The organism is Cellulosimicrobium sp. G4 BAM 1002, assembly GCF_057126935.1.
Genome location: NZ_CP182109.1, coordinates 754464 through 770749, shown reverse-complemented (window position 1 = coordinate 770749; position 16286 = coordinate 754464). Strand labels below are relative to the sequence as shown.

16 protein-coding genes are annotated in these 16286 nt (G+C 75.2%); 8 read left to right on the top strand and 8 right to left on the bottom strand.

Annotated elements, in window-relative coordinates:
- Nucleotides 1–152: 152 nt before the first annotated feature.
- Entirely contained in the window at nucleotides 153–1778 is a 1626-nt protein-coding gene (locus ACMXGY_RS03545) for a class I SAM-dependent methyltransferase (RefSeq protein WP_483775507.1), read from the bottom strand.
- Nucleotides 1779–1966: 188 nt separating this feature from the next.
- Between ACMXGY_RS03545 and ACMXGY_RS03540 the strand changes: the two genes are divergently transcribed.
- Nucleotides 1967–2158, top strand: coding sequence for a hypothetical protein (locus tag ACMXGY_RS03540; protein WP_483775506.1), 192 nt, complete (start codon nucleotides 1967–1969; stop codon nucleotides 2156–2158).
- A 15-nt stretch (nucleotides 2159–2173) separates the two neighbouring features.
- Here the strand turns inward: ACMXGY_RS03540 and ACMXGY_RS03535 are convergent, their stop codons facing one another.
- Nucleotides 2174–3325: a VanZ family protein gene (locus ACMXGY_RS03535; protein WP_483775505.1), complete on the bottom strand. Its 1152-nt coding sequence runs from the start codon at nucleotides 3323–3325 to the stop codon at nucleotides 2174–2176.
- A gap of 104 nt (nucleotides 3326–3429) precedes the next feature.
- Here ACMXGY_RS03535 and ACMXGY_RS03530 point away from each other — a divergent pair, with 104 nt between their 5' ends.
- The 4 genes from ACMXGY_RS03530 to surE all read left to right on the top strand — a co-directional run bounded on the left by ACMXGY_RS03530 (nucleotide 3430) and on the right by surE (nucleotide 6737).
- Nucleotides 3430–4005, top strand: coding sequence for a TIGR03086 family metal-binding protein (locus ACMXGY_RS03530; protein WP_483775504.1), 576 nt, complete (start codon nucleotides 3430–3432; stop codon nucleotides 4003–4005).
- Between the two features lie 74 nt (nucleotides 4006–4079).
- Nucleotides 4080–4904: a glycerophosphodiester phosphodiesterase gene (locus ACMXGY_RS03525; protein ID WP_483775503.1), complete on the top strand. Its 825-nt coding sequence runs from the start codon at nucleotides 4080–4082 to the stop codon at nucleotides 4902–4904.
- 29 nt (nucleotides 4905–4933) lie between these two features.
- On the top strand, nucleotides 4934–5896 hold the full coding sequence (locus tag ACMXGY_RS03520) for a 1-phosphofructokinase family hexose kinase (RefSeq protein WP_483775502.1): 963 nt from the start codon (nucleotides 4934–4936) through the stop codon (nucleotides 5894–5896).
- Between the two features lie 73 nt (nucleotides 5897–5969).
- Complete coding sequence (gene surE / locus ACMXGY_RS03515; RefSeq protein WP_483775501.1) at nucleotides 5970–6737, top strand: 5'/3'-nucleotidase SurE; 768 nt, start codon at nucleotides 5970–5972, stop codon at nucleotides 6735–6737.
- Nucleotides 6738–6795: 58 nt separating this feature from the next.
- On the opposite strand, the gene ACMXGY_RS03510 is transcribed toward surE, so the two are convergent.
- Nucleotides 6796–8361: a mechanosensitive ion channel family protein gene (locus ACMXGY_RS03510; protein WP_483775500.1), complete on the bottom strand. Its 1566-nt coding sequence runs from the start codon at nucleotides 8359–8361 to the stop codon at nucleotides 6796–6798.
- An 86-nt stretch (nucleotides 8362–8447) separates the two neighbouring features.
- Here ACMXGY_RS03510 and ACMXGY_RS03505 point away from each other — a divergent pair, with 86 nt between their 5' ends.
- From ACMXGY_RS03505 to ACMXGY_RS03495, 3 genes are all read left to right on the top strand, one after another.
- Nucleotides 8448–8864, top strand: a complete 417-nt coding sequence (locus ACMXGY_RS03505) for a hypothetical protein (RefSeq protein ID WP_483775499.1) — start codon at nucleotides 8448–8450, stop codon at nucleotides 8862–8864.
- Between the two features lie 53 nt (nucleotides 8865–8917).
- Complete coding sequence (locus ACMXGY_RS03500) at nucleotides 8918–10198, top strand: threonine/serine exporter family protein (RefSeq protein ID WP_483775498.1); 1281 nt, start codon at nucleotides 8918–8920, stop codon at nucleotides 10196–10198.
- Between the two features lie 337 nt (nucleotides 10199–10535).
- Nucleotides 10536–12008, top strand: coding sequence for a M15 family metallopeptidase (locus ACMXGY_RS03495; protein WP_483775497.1), 1473 nt, complete (start codon nucleotides 10536–10538; stop codon nucleotides 12006–12008).
- An 82-nt stretch (nucleotides 12009–12090) separates the two neighbouring features.
- On the opposite strand, the gene ACMXGY_RS03490 is transcribed toward ACMXGY_RS03495, so the two are convergent.
- From ACMXGY_RS03490 to ACMXGY_RS03470, 5 genes are read right to left on the bottom strand one after another with little or no spacing between them, the layout of a single operon-like run.
- Entirely contained in the window at nucleotides 12091–12960 is an 870-nt protein-coding gene (locus ACMXGY_RS03490) for a prenyltransferase (RefSeq protein WP_483775496.1), read from the bottom strand.
- Nucleotides 12957–13301, bottom strand: coding sequence for a lycopene cyclase domain-containing protein (locus ACMXGY_RS03485; RefSeq protein WP_483775495.1), 345 nt, complete (start codon nucleotides 13299–13301; stop codon nucleotides 12957–12959). Before ACMXGY_RS03485 ends, ACMXGY_RS03490 begins: the two co-directional genes overlap by 4 nt.
- Nucleotides 13298–13678: a lycopene cyclase domain-containing protein gene (locus ACMXGY_RS03480; RefSeq protein WP_483775494.1), complete on the bottom strand. Its 381-nt coding sequence runs from the start codon at nucleotides 13676–13678 to the stop codon at nucleotides 13298–13300. The genes ACMXGY_RS03485 and ACMXGY_RS03480 overlap by 4 nt, the downstream gene beginning before the upstream one ends.
- The gene (gene crtI, locus ACMXGY_RS03475) at nucleotides 13675–15342 is read right to left on the bottom strand and encodes a phytoene desaturase family protein (RefSeq protein ID WP_483775493.1); all 1668 of its coding nucleotides are present in this window, start codon (nucleotides 15340–15342) and stop codon (nucleotides 13675–13677) included. The genes ACMXGY_RS03480 and crtI overlap by 4 nt, the downstream gene beginning before the upstream one ends.
- Nucleotides 15339–16268, bottom strand: a complete 930-nt coding sequence (locus ACMXGY_RS03470) for a phytoene/squalene synthase family protein (protein ID WP_483775492.1) — start codon at nucleotides 16266–16268, stop codon at nucleotides 15339–15341. The genes crtI and ACMXGY_RS03470 overlap by 4 nt, the downstream gene beginning before the upstream one ends.
- Nucleotides 16269–16286 lie beyond the last annotated feature (18 nt).

Below are 16286 nucleotides of genomic sequence, written 5' to 3'. Positions count from 1 at the left end.
GCGGCGCCCCTACCCGCCCCGACACCCAGCCCGACCATGCGCCGTCCGACAAAAGAACCACGGTTCTACCTCGCGCGACCACGGTTCTACTTCGGCGGACCACGGTTCTACCTCGGCCGACCACGGTTCTCCCTCGGCAGGCAGAGGCTCCGTCAGGCGAGCTCGGGGCGGCGCGCGACGGTGAGGACGTGGGTGTCGGGCCAGTCCACGGGCTCACCGGTCGCGGCGTCGTGGAGCGTCGCGACGGGCGCGAACGCGTGCTCGACGAGCCAGTCGTTGCGCCACGCGCCGCTGCCGGGCTCGAGCTCGAACCCGGCGTCGTGCAGGAGCGTCGCCCAGCGGGGGCCGGTCAGGTCGCAGAACCGCTCGTGGCACTCGGACAGCCAGTTGTCGACGTAGTCCTTGCGCGTGCAGAACTCCATCGCCTCGCGCAGCGCGAGGCGCCAGACACCGGGGCCTGTCCGCTCGGGCGCGAACGGGGCGCCGGACAGGCGCGGGAAGTCGTGCGCGAACTGCGCGAGCCGCGCGTCGGTCGACAGCCCGCCGACGTACGCGGCGACGTCCGCGCGCGGGAGGCCGTCGAGGTCGGTCCGCGCACCGCCGGGCCCGTCGCCTGCGGCCGGCGCGCCGTCGTCGGTGCGCAGCGTGAGCACGACGGCGCGGTCGGGCTCGGCGGGACCGCACACGTCCGAGTTGACCCACACCCCGCCGGGCCGGGTGTGCTCGTGGACGCGGCGCGCGAAGGTCTCGACGTCGCGGACGCCGTCGCCGTACGACGACACCTCGTGCGTGAGCGCGATGGTCAGGGTCGTGTCGACCGAGGCGGCGGGCATGACCGACCGGTCGAGGATGTTCGCCTGCACGAACCACACGTTCGGGTTCGCGAACACGCCCTGGGCCTTCTTGTGCTCCGCCTCGGCGACGAGGTGGCGTGCGACGTCGACGCCGAACAGGTCCGACTCGTGCAGGCGCGGCTCGCGCGCCACGTGCTCGAGGAGCCCGCCCGTCGCGCAGCCGATGTCGACGACCCGGCCGGGACGGACGTACGGGGCGACCTGGGCCCACTTGCGCGCGGATGCGTCCTCGAACGCGGCGGCGTACGTCCGGTAGTCGCGTGTCGTGGTCAGGTCGCCGTCGCCCGAGACGACCGGGTCCGCGAAGACGCGACGCAGCTCGTCGACGAACCCGTAGCGCGCGTAGAACTCGGGCACGGCCGGGTGCGCGACCTCGCGCCAGCGCTCGTCGCCCGCGGCGATGAGCTCGACGACGTCCCACGGCCGGGCGGGCGCGTCGCCGTCCGGCGCGTCCCCCACGACGTCGAGCTCGACCCCCGCGACGCGGTAGCCGAGATCGCGGTAGGCGGCGACGAGGGCGGGCGTCGAGCACGCGACGACGGTGTCCGCCGGGTCGGGTGCGACGCCCGTCGCGGTCGCGACGCTCGTCACCACGAGCTGGGGGAAGCGGGCGTTCGGCGCCACGTCCGGCACGGGCACGACGACGGACGCGAGGCCTTCGCGCACGCTCACGTTCTCGACGAGCGCCTCGCGCCGGTGGCCCGGCAGCGGGTTGCGGCGCGTGCCCTGGTGGTTCGCCGAGGTGACGACCCACACGACCTCGACGTCGGGTGCGCAGCGCACCCGGCGCCCGTCGAGGTCCCGCACGAGTCCCGCACGCAGCGCGCGCAGGTAGTCGACCTGGAACCGGGTGACGACGTGGTGGCGGCCGGGGAAGAGGATCCGCCGCACGGGCGGGCTGTCGAGCTCGGTGGTTCGGGGCACGCGCACACGGTGCTGCCTCGAGCCGCCGCGGCGCAAGCCGACGCCTTCCGGACCTCTCGCGGTGTTCGCTCTCCGAGAAGGTGGGTGCCCGAGAGCCGCGACATACCGCGACCCCGGCTCGGCCGACCGCGACGCCACGCCGCCTGGACGGTCGTCCACGATGCGCAGCCCCCACCCGGTGTGGCACGGTGAGCGCGATGTTCTGGATCGTCGTGGGGGCTGTGCTCGTCGTGTCCGGCCTCGCGATCGCCGCGATGGCCGTCCTCGGCGCGCGACGAGGACGGGCGAGCGGGGCGAACGGCCTGGCGATCGCCGTCGGCGGCGGGCTGACGATCTGGGGCGCGATCGCGCTCGTCGTCGGCCTCGCGACGCGCACCTGACCCCTCGACGCCGCCTCAGCGCGCGGGCGACTCTCGGGCTGGGAGCCGCGCGTCCGCCATCTCGCAGCCGGTGGCGACGCCCGAGAGCCCGCGCCGACCGCGCGTGCCCGGGACGGCGACCACCGCCGCGAGAGCCACGAGCCAGGCGACCGGGCCCGCGAGGTCGCTCAGCACCTGGAGCGCCGGCGGCACGTCCGTGGGCAGGCCCGCGACGACGCCGAGCGCTCCCCACGACGCTCCTCCCGCGAACGCTCGCGCGAGACGTCGCCGCAGGGACCCGCGGCCCCCCTCCCAGCGCGGTTCGAGCCAGACGACGCGCTGTCCCCAGGACGCGCCGCTGCCGACGAGGGGCGGCACGAGGAACACCAGGACGAAGGGCACCACCGTGCAGAGGGCCCACTGCGGCCAGTCGGGACCGTCCGGGAGCGGCCGCCCGAGCAGGAGCAACGCGGTGCGGTGCGCGACCAGCGCCACGACCCCGAGCACCCACACCAGCGCGGCGTCGACGAGCATCCCGAGCCAGCGCCGTCGCGCGGTCACGGGCCGTGCCTCGCCCCGGCGCTCCCCAAGCTCCGCGGCACGCGGCATCCAGCGCAGCAGGACGGGCGCGGCGAGCGCCCCCAGGAGCGCCCCGAGCGTGTTGGTCAGGACGTCGTCGACATCCGCGACGCGGTACGAGCACGGGATCAGCCCGAAGATCCCGGTGTACTGCGTCGTCTCGACGAGCAGCGACGCGGCGAGGCCCGACAGCGTCGCGACGAGGACGCTGCGACCGAGGTACCGCCGCACGAGCACGCCCCAGGGCACGAACAGCACCACGTTGAACACGACCTGGAGCACCGCCGGGCTGCGCAGCGTCGCCCCGGGTCCCAGGCCCGCCGTGTCCCGTGCGATGTCCCCGAGCGAGTGCAGCGGGACGAGCTCGGCGCCCGGGACACCGTACTGCGCGCACCACCCCGCAAGATCCCCGCTCGGGAGGGGCAGGAGCGTGTACGCGACGAGCGCGACGCCGTAGACGCTGACGGCCGCGGCGCCCACGAGCCGGCGGCCGTCGAGCCGGCCGTATCGGCGCGACTGCCACGCGAGCACGGGCACGAGGAACGCGGCGAAGAGCATCACGCCGCCTATGACGCCGACGTACGCCGGCCAGGTCCATCGGTCTGTCACGGTGGACCAGTCTTCCGGACGGGCCGCTCCCCATCGAGCCGGACGGCGTGACCCGTGCCACGGTGGGAGCACGACCACCCGCACGACCCACCCGGGAGGAACGCATGGACGTCCTCGCTGCCCACGGCGACGCGATCGGCGCCTTCGACGCTCTCGTGCGGCCCGTGCGCGACGAGCAGTGGCACCTGCCCACCCCTGACACCGACTGGACCGTCCGGGACCTCGTCAACCACCTCACCAGCGAGCAGCTGTGGGCACCCGAGCTGCTGGAGGGCCGGTGGATCGCGGACGTCGGCGACGTGTTCGACGGCGACGTGCTCGGCGACGACCCCGTCGACCGGTGGGTCGACGCGTCGGTGCAGGCGCGCGAGGCGTTCCTCGCGCCCGACGCGCTCGACCGCCGGGTGCACCTGTCCTACGGCGACGAGTCCGCGGCGGAGTACTGCGCCCAGCTGACGTTCGACCTGGTCGTCCACGCGTGGGACCTCGCGCGCGCGACCGGGGCCGACGAGGAGGGCGACCCGGCCCTGGTCGCGTGGGCGCTGCACTACGCGGAGTCACGCTCGACGCTCCTCGGGCCGAGCCCGCTGTTCCGCAGGCCGCTCGGCACGGGACCCGCGGGAGACGCCGACGTCGACGACCTCACCCGCCTGCTCGCCCTCACCGGCCGGCGACGCTGACGAGCACGTGAACGCTGGTCGGACGACGCGCGGCACCCGTGGCGTCGGCGAGGCGCGCCGGTCAGACTGACGACGTGGCCGCACACGACCGTCCCCTGCTCGCACCGGTCGCCCACCGTGGCGGGCGACCGCTCGTCGTCGCGCACCGGGGGAACTCGTCCGTCGCCCCGCAGAACACCCTCGCGGCGTTCGAGGCGGCGTGGCGCGCGGGCGCCGACGCGATCGAGCTCGACGTGCGCCTCACCGCGGACCGGCACGTGGTCGTGATCCACGACGACGTCGTGGACGAGACGACGGACGGGACGGGCCGCGTCGGGGAGCTCACGCTCGAGGCGGTGCGCGCGCTCGACGCCGGCGCGACCTTCTCGCGGGCGTTCGCCGGCCAGCGCGTGCCGAGGTTCGACGAGGTCACGCGCCTCGTGGCGGAACGCCCCGGCGTCGACCTGCTGGTCGAGCTCAAGGGCGTGTGGTCGACGCAGGACGTCCTGCTCGTGACGAAGCAGGTCGACGACGCGGGCCTGGCCGGCCGCGTCGTCGTGCAGTCGTTCTGGCCGCAGACGGTGGCGGCGCTGCGCGACGCGGCGGGTCACCTCGAGCGGGCGCTGCTCCTCGCGCTGCGCCCGGACAGCGACGACGAGCTCCTCGCGGTGTGCGCGGACCTCGGCGTGGTCGCGTGCAACCCCGAGGTCGCGCTGCTCGCGGACGAGCCGGGGCTGGTCGGGACGCTGCACGACGCCGGGCTGCGCACGTTCGTGTGGACGGCGAACGAGCCCACCGCGTGGGCCGATCTCCTGGACCTCGGCGTGGACGGCGTCGTCACCGACCAGCCGGACCGGCTCGCCGGCTGGCTCGCCGGACGGGGCGGGCGGGACGGCGGTCCCGCTGCGCTCGACGGGTGAACCGCCCGCCCCGGCCCTAGCCTCGTCGGATGAGCTCCTCCCCGGTCGCGCTGAAGGACGAGATCCGCGCGCCCACGGTCTGCGTGCTGGCGCTCACCCCGCTCCTGACGATCGAGATCGAGCCCGCCGGGCCGCACGAGACGTCCCCGGAGGTGCACGTCCACCCGGGCGGGCAGGGTCTGTGGCTCGGGCGCATGGCGTACTCGCTCGGGGCGCGCGTCGTGGTGTGCGGGCCGTTCGGCGGCGAGACCGGCACGGTCGCCGCGCACCTCGCCCGTGCCGAGAACCTCGAGCTGCGGACGGTCGGCACGGGAGGCAACGGGGCGTTCATCCACGACCGCCGGAGCGGCGACCGCTCGGAGGTCGTGACGATGGACCCGTACCCGCTCAACCGGCACGAGGTCGACGACCTCTACAGCACCGTGCTGGTCAGTGCCCTCGACGCCGCGGTGACGATCCTCACCGGGTCGGAGACGGCGGTCGGGGTGCCCGCGTCGTTCTTCCGCCGGCTCGCGCACGACCTCGACGCCTCGGACCGGCAGGTCGTCGCCGACCTGTCCGCCGAGCAGGCGCGCGCCGTGTGCGACGCGCCCGGCGTCGTGCTCAAGATGAGCCACGAGGAGCTCGTCGACGGCGGCTTCAGCGACGACGACTCCGAGGAGTCCCTCCTCGCGTCGGCGCGCGCGATGGTCGAGTCCGGCCCGAGGGCCGTCGTCGTCTCTCGCGCCCACGACCCCACGCTGCTCGTGACGCGCGAGCACACGTACCTGGTCACGACGCCGCGCGTCACGACCGTGGACCACCGCGGCGCGGGCGACTCGATGACCGCCGGGATCGCCGTCGGCCTGGGGCGCGGCCTGGAGCTGCCCGACGCCGTCCGCATGGGCGCCGCCGCCGGCGCCCTCAACGTCACGCGACGGGGCCTCGGGACCGGGCGTCGTGACCAGATCGAGCGCTTCGCGCAGCGCGTGACGGTGCGCGAGGTGACCTGACCACCGACCCGACCCGACCCGACCCGACCCGACCCGACCCGACCCGACCCGACCCGACCCGCAGGAGGACATCGTGCGTGCGCTCGTGACCAACGACGACGGGATCGACTCTCCCGGCCTGGCCGTGCTCGCCGGGGCCGCGCTCGACGCGGGCTACGAGGTGGTCGTCGCCGCGCCGGCCCGCGAGTCGTCCGGCGCCAGCGCCTCGCTGCTCGGCGCCGAGCACGACGGCCGCCTCGCCGTCGAGGCACGACAGGCACCCGGCCTGCCCGACGGCGTCGAGTCCTACGCGGTGCGGGCCGCCCCCGCGCTCATCGCGTTCGTCGCGGCGTTCGGCGGCTTCGGCCCCAAGCCGGACCTCGTGCTCTCCGGGGTCAACAAGGGCGCGAACACGGGCAACGCGATCCTCCACTCGGGAACGGTCGGGGCCGCGCTGTCCGCGATGACGCACGGGATCCGGTCGATCGCCGTCTCGGTCGACGCCGCCGAGCCGCGGCACTGGGACACCGCGCGGCTCGTCACCGACCACGTCCTGGGGTGGCTCGACGCGGTCCCGCGCGACCTGACCCCGGCCGCGCGCCGGACTGTGAACGTCAACGTGCCCGACGTCCCGCCCGACCAGCTGCGCGGCCTGCGCCAGGCGCCGCTCGCGACGTTCGGCCTCGTGCAGGCGAACATCCACGCGGACGGCGAGCGCCACCTCGTCCTGCAGTACTCAGGCACCGAGCGGCACTCCGAGCCCGACTCCGACGCCGGTCTCCTCACGCGCGGCTGGGCCACCGCGACGCTGCTCCTCGGTCCCTACGCCGACACCGCCGTCGAGATCCCCGGCCTCCCCTGACGCGCGGCACCGACCGGCGAGCACGGGATCGCCGACCGGATCCGGTCGGTCCCGGTCGTCAGTCCCGTGGTCGGCGGTCGTCGTCCCCGTGCTCGGCGGCGTCGGCTGCGTCGTGATCGGCCTCGTCGTGGTCCACGACGCCGTGCTCGGCCGTGCGCTCGCGCTCGTCGATGACGTCCTGACCCGGCCCCGAGAACGCGCGTGACCGTTCCTCGCCCTCCGCGCTCCCGCTGAAGAACGCCGACTCCGCCGCCGCGGGCTGCTCGTCGGACGGCACGACGGCGGGCAGCGGCCGGGTGCCGCCCGGGGCGCCGACGCCTCCGTCCGGCCCCGGCACGACGCCGACGAGCCGTGTCGGGTCGTCGCTCGGCGCGGCGCCGGCGCCGCCGCCCGCGCGCCGGATCGTCCCGACGACGACAGGAGCGTCCGCCCGACGAGCACCGCGGTCCGCGGGCAGACGCGGCGGACGGGCCGGGCTCGTCGGGGGCGCCTGCGCGGGCGCCGGCGCCTCGGGCACCGGCCTCGCACCGTCGGGCGCGGCGCGATCCTCGGACAGGGTGTCGTCGTCGGGCACGACGGCGACCGCGTCCTCCCACCGCGTGCGCGGAAGACCCTGGGGCGCCGCGCGCTGGAGCCAGTCGACGAGCCCTTCGCGCACGAAGCAGCGCAGGTCGAAGAGCGTGGGCGCGTCGCGCGCGCTGACGAGGGCGCGCACGCGCACGAGCCCGCCGACCGCGTCGGTCACCTGGAGGATGCCGACGCGCTCGTCCCACAGGTCCGTGAGGCCGAGCAACCGCTTGAGCTCGGTCCGCATCTCACCCACCGGTACCTCGAAGTCCAGGTCGAGCTCGACGGTGCCGAGCAGGTCGGCGGCGCGGCGCGTCCAGTTCTGGAACGGCGTCGTCGTGAAGTACGTGGACGGCATGATGAGGCGCCGGTCGTCCCACAGGTGCACCACGACGTACGTCATGGTGATCTCCTCGATCCGCCCCCACTCGCCCTCGAGCACGACGACGTCGTCGACGCGGATCGCGTCGGTGAACGCGATCTGCATGCCCGCGAAGACGTTCGCGAGCGACGTCTGCGCGGCGAGGCCGGCGACGATCGAGATCAGCCCGGCCGAGGCGAGGAGGCTCGCGCCCGCCGCGCGCGCCTCCGGGAAGGTGAGCAGGACGCCCGCGATCGCGCACACGACGATCACGGCGACGGTGAGCCGCCGCAGCACCGTGATCTGCGTCCGCACCCGGCGCGCGTGCCGGTTGTCCTCGGTGTCCATGCGGTAGCGCTGCAGCGCGGAGTCCTCGAGCACGAACGCGATCGCCCCGACCCACCACGCGGCGACGACGATCAGCGCGATGAGCAGCAGGTGCTCGACCAGGGGCAGCCACGGCGTCGCGGCGTCGGTCGTCAGGCGCACCGCGATCCACACCGCGACCACCATGAGGACCGCACGGTCCGGGCGGCGCAGGCGCCGCGACAGGTCGCGCGCGAGCTCGCTGCGCCGGCCCGCCCGCCGCACGACCGCCGAGACGACGGTCCCGAGCGCGAACGCCACGACGATCCCGCCGGCGGCCGCGGCGAGGGTCACGAGGACGTCGGTCGTGCTCTCGAGCTCCGGTTCCATCGCTCCAGGCTATGCAGGGTGGTGGTCGGCGGCGCGGCGCAGGGCGCGGCGCGCGCGACGGCCGTCGCGGGCCTAGCGTGGCCCGCATGATCTCGTGGGAGCTCGCCCTCGCCCTGCGCGACGCCGGGGTGCGGTGGTCGCCCGTCTCCGGCGACCGCTTCCGACTCCTGGCGACCGGGGGCGACGGCGACGTCTTCACGGTCAGCGACATGACGATCGAGCCGCACGAGTTCGACACCGGGGTCGTGCTCGGGTTCAACGGCACGACCGAGTGGGCGCTCGACTCCGTGGCGATCGAGGACGCGCTGTGGCACCCGCTCGAGAGCCAGCTGCGGGAGCTCCTCGGCGGTACCTTCCGCCGGCTCGAACGGACTCCCGGCGGCTACGTCGTGCACACCGAGGTGCTCGACGACGTCGCGACGTTCGCGGCGGCCGACCCCGCGGACGCCTACGCACGTGCCCTGCTCGCGCTCGTCGCCGCGAGCGCGGAGGAGGACCGCTGAGCCGCCGGCGCACCCACCGCTGGCTCGACGACGTCCGGCGCACCCCGGCCGTCGTGCGACAGGTCCTGCGCGCGCTCGGCGAGGAGCCTCGCACCGCCGAGGCGCCGGAACCGCCGGAGGTCTCGCCCGACCTGGTGCCGATCCTGCGCGAGCTCGGCAGCGCGCTCCTCGACTCGGGCCAGTCCGTGTCGGCCGTCGGGTACACGCTCGAGGCCGTGGCGCGGCGCTCCGGCGCGTCCACGGTCGGGACGCTCGTCCTGCCCACGGGCGTGTTCGTGCGCGTGAGCACGGCGACCGGGACCGTCGCGGACTTCGCCGGCGCCGCCGGGAGCGGCCTGAACCTCGACCAGATCGGTGCCCTCGACACCCTGGTGCACCGGCTGACCACGACCGACGTCCCGCTCGCCGACGCCCGCGTCGCGCTGCGCGTGATCCTCTCCCGCCCGCCGCGGTTCGGCGCGGTGCTCACCGTCGTCGGCCACGGCGTGCTGACGGTCGGTTTCGGCCTGGTGCTCAACCCGACGGCACAGCTGCTGCCCGTCTACCTCGTGCTCGGCCTGTTCGTCGGGACGCTGCGCTGGCTCGGGTCCCGCTGGCCGACCCTGCAGACCGCGCTGCCCGTCGTCGCCGCGTTCCTCGTCACGCTCGTCGCGATCGACGTCGTCCAGCCGTGGCTCGGGGACGACCCGCTGTCGGTGCTCCTGCCACCCCTCGTCTCCTTCCTGCCCGGGTCGGTGCTGACCGTGGCGGCCATCGAGCTCACGAGCAACCAGATCGTCGCCGGCGCGAGCCGGCTCGTGTACGGGGGAGCCCAGCTCCTCCTGCTCGTGTTCGGCGTGGTCGCCGGCGCCGCCGTGGCAGGTCCGCTCGTGCACGGGTCGGAGTCGGTCACGCTCGGGTGGTGGGCGCCGTGGGCGGGCATCCTCGCGGTCGGGCTCGGCCAGATGCTCTTCGCGTCGTCACCCAGCGGGTCGCTCCCCTGGGTCCTGATCGTCCTTCTCGGCGCGTACGCCGCCCAGCTCGCCGGGGCGCTCGCCGCCGCACCGCTCGCCGGGTTCGTCGGTGCGCTCGTCCTCGCGCCTCTCGCCGCGCTGGTCGATCGCGCACCGAGCGGCCCGCCCGCCGCGGTGACCACGCTCCCGGCCTTCTGGCTGCTCGTCCCGGGTGCGCTGAGCCTCCTCGGGCTCTCGGACCTCGTCGCCGGCGACCCGAGTGCCGCCCAGGAGATCGCGAACGCCGTCGTCGCCGTGTTCGGCATCGCGCTCGGGACGCTCGTCGGGACGGCGATCACGCGGGACGCAGGACGCGTGACACGTACCCTCTTCACATCCTGATCACACGGTCGCCACACCATTCGCGAGGCTTCACCCCGGAACGGTGCCGGGTTGGACACATGTCTAGTTGAAGATGGAACGGCCGACAGGCTTCCGTGGTCCACCGTGCGACCAGGCCTGCCGGCGTCGTGGTGCGAGGGCCGTGCGTCCCGCCATCGACCGCACGCCGTCGTGGTCACCCAGCGCTCCGTCCTGCGCAGGTGCACCAGGGCTGGGAGCGCTTCCGCGCTCGCCGGCCCGCGACCACGACCCGATGATCGGATCGTCCGCAATGACCACAGCACAGCTCTCGACCCTGACCGACGCGCGGCTCGCCGCTCCCGGCGAGGCGCGCTAGATGGGGCGCCACACCGCGAGCCGGGTCTCGCTCACCTCCGTCCTCACCACCGCCGCCCGCCACGCCGCCCACGGCGCCTCGCGCGGCATCTCCCGCCAGGTCCCTCCTGCCCGTCGTTCCGCGTTCGGCGTCAGCGCCGCACTCGCCACGGTCGCTCTCACCGCGACCACCACAGCGGCCGCACTGGCCGACGGCACCGCCCCGAGCGGCACGGGCACCGCCCTCGGCTCGTCGACGGCCGGCCCGAGCACGACCACCCCCGAGACCACCGCGGCGCTCGGCACCCCGACGCTCAAGACCGCCGTCGTCCCGGCCGATCCCGCCACCGTCGAGGCCGCGAGCGATGCGCTCGTACGGGCCGAGTTCCTGGCGAGCGAGGGCGCGGCGACGCTCACGCCCGAGCAGGCCGCCCAGCTCGAGCAGACGCGTGCCCGCCTGAGCGAGGCGGTCGCGGCGGCCGGCGAGCCGACCGGCGGCGCGCTCGCGGGCGCGGCCACGCTCGCGGCCGGACCCGCGGACGACGACGCGACGAGCCCGGAGGAGTCCGCGACCGAGCCCGACGGTGCCGGGACCCTCGCGGCCGACGCCGCTCCTCTCGCCGAGCGCACCGCCGACCGCGCGAGCCGTTCGACGGCGCGCACGCCGCTCGCCGAGCTCACCGCCCCGCTGCCCGCGCTCACGGGTGCCGACGACGCACGCGACGCCCTGGACACCACCGGGCTGCCAGCGGACGAGGCCGACGAGCCGATTGCGGACGGCACCGCGACCGGCGCCACGGCAGCGACCGGCGACGGCGCGGCGGCGGGCACCGGCGATGCCGGCGCGGCAGCAGCTGCGGACGCGTCCGCCGGTTCCGCGGCCGGCCCGGCCGCCGACCCGGCAGCGGTCGCGACGGCCGACGAGGCCGCACCGGCACCGGCACCGACGACCGAGGAGATCACCGCACTCACGACGGAGCTCAGCACGCTGATCGACGCCGCCCGCACGGGTGTCGCCGTCCAGGTCGTGCCCGGACCGCCGTCGGCCGAGGAGGTCGCCGCGCAGCTCGCCCAGTGGGCGGCGTCCACTGCCGGCTACGGCAACGGCGAGATCCCCGCGAGCGCGCTGTGCGAGCTGTCGTTCGCGCCGGGCGAGCAGCTGCGCTGCGACGCCGCGCACCAGATCGAGGCGCTCAACGTGAAGTACCGCGAGGCGTTCGGCGTCAACCTCTCCGTGACCGACTCGTACCGCTCGTACTCCTCGCAGGTCGCCGTCAAGGCGTCGCGCGGGTACTTCGCCGCGCCGCCCGGCATGTCGAACCACGGCTGGGCGCTCGCGCTGGACCTCGGCGGCGGCATCCAGGGCTACGGCACGGCGCAGTACGAGTGGATGCGTGCCAACGCGCCGGCCTACGGCTGGGACAACCCCGAGTGGGCGCGCGCCGGCGGCTCGAAGAACGAGCCCTGGCACTGGGAGTACGGCGACCTCTCCTGAGGCACCCGATCCCCCGACCACGGCCCCGGCACCGCGACGACCTCGCGGGTCCGGGGCCGTCGTCGTCCCGGTCGCTCCCGCGTCAGGTCAGCGCCGTCGCGAGGAGCAGCATCGTCACGAGGAACCCCGTGACGAGGTTGAGCCACAGGAACGTGCGCCAGCCGGCGTTCGCGCGCTCGCAGTCGTCGTCGTGCACGTCGCGGAACCGCAGCACGTTCGCGGCGTAGGGGAGCGGCAGCAGCGCGGCGAGCACCCCCGGCCACGGCAGCAGCGCGAGCACGGCCGCCGCCGCGACATAGGCCGCGGCCGCGGCCAGCACGGTCGCGTGGGCGCCGACCGCCGTCGCGACGGACGCTATGCCGCCCTCGCGGTCGGCCCGCACGTCCTGGACCGCGCCGAACGCGTGCGATGCCATGCCCCACAGCACGAAGCCGACGAGCACGGGCCACACCGAGCGCGCCGCGAGGTCGGCGTCCACCAGGACGAGCGCGTACAGGAGCGGGCCGACGAAGTGCATCGCCGACGTGAACGAGTCGAGGAACGGGCGCTCCTTGAAGCGCAGCCCGGGCGCCGAGTACGCGACGACGCCGAACACCACCAGCGCGAGCACCGCGCCCGCGAGGACGTCCCCGAGCGCGAGGAGCGCCACCAGGAACGGCACGTTCGTCACGGCGCACGCGGCGAGGATGCGCCGGTGGGTCGCCCGCGCGGTCGCGGGGTCCGCGAGCGCGCCCTCGATCCCGCCCTTGCGCGGGTTGCGCAGGTCGCTCTCGTAGTCGAACACGTCGTTGACGCCGTACATGAGCAGGTTGTACGGACCGAGGAAGTAGAGCGTCCCGACGACGAGCGCGAGGTCGACCCGTCCACCCGCCGCGACGAGGTACCCGGCGGCGAACGGGTAGGCGGTGTTGATCCAGGAGAACGGGCGCGACGCGGCGAGGACCTCCTTCACCGCGGCTCCCGGTCGCCGTCGTCGGCGCGTGACGCGGGCTCCACGCCGGGCGCCCGTCGTCGGTCGCCCAGCACGGTCCAGAGCACCGGCATCCCGAGCGCGGCAGCGATCGCGTACGCGAAGTCCTCGACCGGCGCGCCCCACAGGTAGACGCCGACGATCTTGTCGGGGTCGTAGACGTACAGGTCGGCGGCGATCATGAGGGTGTCGAACACGAGCGTGAGCGCGCACAGCGCGGCGAGCGTCCATACGAGCGCGCTCGCGCCGAGCCGTCGTAGCACGCGCCAGGACACGCCGACGAGCACCGCGAGCACGACGAGGTTGAGCACGAGGTTCGTCATCGGTCGCCCCCGTCGCCGGGCGCGCCCGCCGCCGGGGTCTCGGCACGCGCGGCCGCGTCGCGTCGGGTACGGACCCCCCGCTCGAACCAGCGCCACAGCACGAGCGCGACGTAGCAGAGCAGCGTGAGGAACACCGCCTCCTCGACCGGGAGGTCGGGCGCGAGGAGCAGGCCGGTCATCCACGGGCTCTCGCCGCGTGCGAAGATCCCGAGGGCGAGGCCGGCCACGTCCCACGCGAGGAAGCCGACGACGCCGAGACCGACGGTCAGCGCCGCGCGCCGCCCGTCGTGCCAGAACGCGAGCCGGTAGCGCCGGTCGACGAGCGCTATCCCGCCCAGGGACACGCAGAGCGCGCCGAGGTAGGCGAGGCCGGTCATCGCCGCACCGCCGCCCGCACGGCGCCACCGGGCCGCAGCCGTCCGGGACGCCGGCTCGCCGCGAGGAACCCGGGCCGCAGGGGTTCGGGCAACGGGCGCGCGGAGGTCTCGCCGAGCAGCCGCTTCGCGACGAGCTCGGCACTGATGAGGCACATCGGCAGACCCACACCGGGGATCGTGCCACTGCCCGCGTGGTAGAGCCCGTCGACGCGGCGCGACGCGTTCCCCGGCCGCCAGAGCGCCGACTGCCGCAGCGTGTGCTCCATCCCGAGCGCGCTCCCCCGCCACGCCGACAGCTCGTCCGCGAAGTGCGCCGGGCCGAGGACGCGCCGTGTGACGACCCGGCCGGGCAGGTCGTCGATCCCCGCCCAGGCACCCACCTGGGCGAGGTACTGGTCGGCGAGCGCCTCGAGGCCGCGGCGCGACGGCTCGTCCGCGCCGAGCGCCGGGTCCGCGGGGAAGGGGACGAGCAGGAACAGGTTCTCGTGCCCCGGAGGGGCTGCGGGCCGGTCCGACGACGGCCCGTCGGTCGCCGACGTCCGCGACACGTAGAGCGATGCCGGTTCGGGCACGCGCAGGCCCCGCACGTCGCTCGCCGCGTCCCGCCCGAGCACCGACTCGAAGTTGCCCGGCCAGTCCCGCGTGAAGAAGAGCGAGTGGTGCGCCAGCTCGGGCAGCTCGCCCCGGACCCCTGCCAGGACGAGCAGCGCGGAGATGCCCGGCCCTCGGCTCTCCCACCACGCGGCGGGACGGTCGGACCACTCGGGCGCGAGGAGCGCCGTCTCGGTGTGGTGCCGGTCCGTCGCGGCCACGACGACGTCGGCCGGGACCACCTCGCCCGACGCGAGCCGCACGCCCGTGGCACGCCCGCGCCGTCGGGCACCGGGCTCCACCTCGATCCCGACGACGTCCGCGCCGGTCCGCAGCTCGACGCCCTGGGCGCGCGCGAGACCGGCGATCGCCTCGATCACGGTGTACATGCCGCCACGCGGGTAGCGCACCCCGTCGACGAGGTCGAGGTGGCTCATGAGCGAGTAGAGCGCGGGTGCGCGGTAGGGCGACGAACCGAGGAACACCGCGTGGTAGCCGAGGACCTGACGCAGCCGCTCGTCGGCGACGGTCCGGGCGGTCCGGTCGGCGAGCGGCTCGCGCAGCAGGCCGGCCAGGCGCGGCAGGCGGCGCAGCACCGCCGGGGAGAGCGCACGCTCCGGGCGCTCGAACGTGGTGTAGAGGAAGTGGTCGAGCGCGAGCCGGTACGCCTCGCTCGCCTCGTCGGCGTAGGCGCCCATCCGTGCGCCTGCCCCCGGCTCGAGCGCGTCGAAGCGGGCCGCGTTCGCGGCGCGGTCCGCCACGACGTCGAGCGGCGCGCCGGCGGGTCCGGGCTCGAAGAACACCCGGTACGCCGGGTCGAGGCGCACGAGGTCCAGGTGGTCCTCCAGGCTCTCGCCGAGGAGCGCGAAGAAGTGCTCGAACACCTCGGGCATGAAGTACCAGGACGGCCCGGTGTCGAACCGGAACCCGTCGACCTCGAGCGTGCCCGCACGGCCCCCGAGCGCGTCCTGGCGCTCGAGCAGCGTCACCTCGGCGCCGCCGCGCGCGAGCAGGGCGGCCGTCGCGAGCCCGGCGATCCCTCCCCCGACGACGACGACCCGCGACGCCCTCACACCACCACCCGCGCGCTCGTCCGCGAGCTCGGCACCGCGCGGCGACCTGACGCGACCTCGCCGAGCAGCTGGCTGCCGGCCGCCCGCGCCGCCAGCGCCACCTTGACCGGGTCGGGCACGCGCACCCGGGAGTCGAGGATGGCCGCGGGAGCGGTCGCCGCGAGCCGCGCGAGCAGCCGCTCGTACACCGCGAGGGTCGCCGCGACGGCGATCCGCGCACGCACGGGGAGCCCGGGGAGCGCAGCGCGGGCGGTCGTGAGGTCGGCCCTCACCTCGCGGCAGAAGTCGTCGACGTCGCGCCGGCACAGGTGCTCCGGCTCGACGCCGGGCAGGTACCGCCGCCCGAGCTCGTCGTGGTCGGTGCCCAGGTCGCGCAGGAAGTTGATCTTCTGGAACGCGGCACCGAGCGCCTGCGCACCGGCCGTGACCCAGGGCGCGGCCTCCCGCAGCGGCTCCGCCGGTCGGCGGTGCGCGTTGAGGAAGACGGCGAGACACATGAGGCCGACGACCTCCGCGGACCCGTAGACGTACCGCTCGTAGCTCTCGCGGTCGTGCACGCGCACCGTGAGGTCGGTCCGCATGGAGGCGAAGAACGGGTCGACCTCCGCGTGCCCGATACCGCAGCGGCGCGCGGTCCGGGCGAACGAGTGCACGACGAGGTTCGTGGACCAGCCCCGCTCGAGCGCGCGGGCCGTCTCGGCCTCGAGCTCGTCGAGGAGCTCCGCCGCGCCGTCACCGCGGCGGGTGTCCACGACCTCGTCGGCGATCCGCACGAGCCCGTACACGGCGTGGATGCCGTCGCGCGTCGCGGGGTCGAGCAGGCGCGCGCCGAGCCCGAACGAGGTCGAGTACGCCGCGAGCACCACCCGGCTCGTCCGCGCGGCCGTCAGGTCGTACAGCCGTACCGGGTCGTTCTCGCCCTTCACGCCACCATCCCGTCTCTG